Origin of the sequence: Streptomyces sp. NPDC021080 (assembly GCF_044333225.1) — a bacterium.
Classification (GTDB): domain Bacteria; phylum Actinomycetota; class Actinomycetes; order Streptomycetales; family Streptomycetaceae; genus Streptomyces.
Genome location: NZ_JBIRQM010000059.1, coordinates 1 through 1,844 on the forward strand (window position 1 = coordinate 1; position 1,844 = coordinate 1,844).

2 protein-coding genes are annotated in these 1,844 nt (G+C 67.4%); both read right to left on the reverse strand.

What is annotated here, in order from left to right:
* Positions 1-406 precede the first annotated feature (406 nt).
* Positions 407-781 (reverse strand): IS5 family transposase, encoded by a 375-nt coding sequence (locus ACH4S8_RS45085; protein WP_398405175.1) that lies wholly within the window; start codon positions 779-781, stop codon positions 407-409.
* Between the two features lie 356 nt (positions 782-1,137).
* The coding region (locus ACH4S8_RS45090; RefSeq protein ID WP_398405177.1) for an LLM class flavin-dependent oxidoreductase at positions 1,138-1,844 on the reverse strand (707 nt) is incomplete at its 5' end.

Here is a 1,844-nt window from a genome sequence, read left to right on the forward strand (position 1 = left end):
CGAGCTCCACGACGCCTTCGTCTCCCTCGCCTGCAGCCTCATCTGCTGGCGACGCCTCAAGAAGGCCCGATCATGATCGTGTTACGAGCTCGTAGTCCTGGGCCATCGCCCGCCCCGAGCGCTCGGCGATGCTGCTCTCCCCGCACTTCCGGAGCATGGTGAAAGTGTTACCGCCGCTAATCGGGTTGTTCAACCTGATCAGCAACGCCCTGGTACGACTGAACCGTTCCGGGTTCTAGTCTTCCCCGGGTCTGATGGAGTCGGGTTGCTGGAGAATTGACCCGATCCAGCAGTATTCGGAGGCCGTCATACCCCGCAGTTATCCGCCCGAGTTCCGTCGCCGGGTCCTCGACCTGATCGCGTCCGGCCGCAACTCCACCGAACTCGGGGCACTCCGGAGTCTCGATCAAACCCGGAACGGTTCATCCGGAGGCCCCCTTCTGCGGGCCCTGGCGGCGTGCTGGTGGGCCCTGCACACCGTGGAGTCAACGTTGATGTCCCAGGTGATCAGCTCCTTCGCGTCGGCCTGGGCCTGGAGTTCGGTGAAGATCCGATGCCAGATGCCGTCCCGCTGCCAGCGGCGGAACAGGTCGTACGCCCGGCCCCACGGCCCGTACTCGGCGGGGAGGTCCCGCCAGGGGACGCCGGTCCGGACCCGGAACCGTATGCCGTCGATCAGTTGCCGCCTGGCCCACCTCGGCGGTCGTCCGGGCTTCTTGCCCTTCGGCAACAACGGTTCCAGCACCGCCCATTGCCCGTCCGCCAAATCTCCACGTGCCACAAGCCAAGATCATTTCATGTTAAAGATCCACTTCCGATACACGCCCTAACGGGCGTCGGTAACACCGTGGCATGTCGAGTGCCGGGCCCAGCGGCCGAAGACAGCGAAGCCGGCCGGGAACGACCGGCTTCGCGGGTACGTCAAGGAGTGGCTGTCCGGCGCCGTCCGCCTCTCGGACGGACAGGTCGTTGCGGGGCCACAAACTCAGCCCTGGAAGGGCCGGAACAAGCCTCGCCCACAGGATCGCTGCTGGGCGAAAGCCTGGAGTCCGGAGCAGATCGCAAACCGGTTGAGGATCGACTCCCCCGAGGACAACTGGCCACTGGCTTCGAGCCGACCCTGGGACGTCGGCCGCGTCATGTCTCCTTGCGGATGGTGGGGGCGACTTCGGTGGCGAGGAGTTCGATGGAGTCGTTGACCATGTGCTGGGGCATGCCACCGAAGTCGATCTGCCCCATGAAGCGGTCGACGCCGAGGAGTTCGCGTTCGGTGAGGATCTTGTCGATGACTTCCTGGGGGCTGCCGGTCATCAGGGCGCCGAAGGGGCCGGAGACGGCGTCGAACTGGTCGGGTCCGACCAGCCAGCCGCGCCCGCCCGGAGTCTTGGGGCGCAGGTATTCGCGGTAGTACGGATACAGGTCCCGGCGGGCGTCCTGGGAGGTCTTGCCGACGTAGAAGTGGCTGGTCAGGCCGAGGCGCAGGGTCTCGGGGGCGTGGCCGGCCGCCTCGCCGACGGCGCGGTAGTGCTCGATGAGGGGACGGACCCTGCGGAGGTCGCCGCCGATGAGGCCCAGGACCATGGGCAGGCCGAGGCGTCCGGCCCGCTCGGCGCTGGCGGGGGTGCCGCCGACGCCGAGCCACAGGGGCAGCTTCTCCTGCTGGGGGCGGGGCGGGACGGGAAGGTCGTGCAGGGCGGGGCGGTGGCGGCCGGTCCAGGTGACGTGTTCGTTGTCGCGGATCGCGAGGAGCAGGTCGAGTTTCTCGGCGAAGACGTCGTCGTAGTCGGCGGGGTCGACGCCGAAGAGTTCGAAGGCTTCGAGGAAGGCGCTGCGTCCGGCGATGA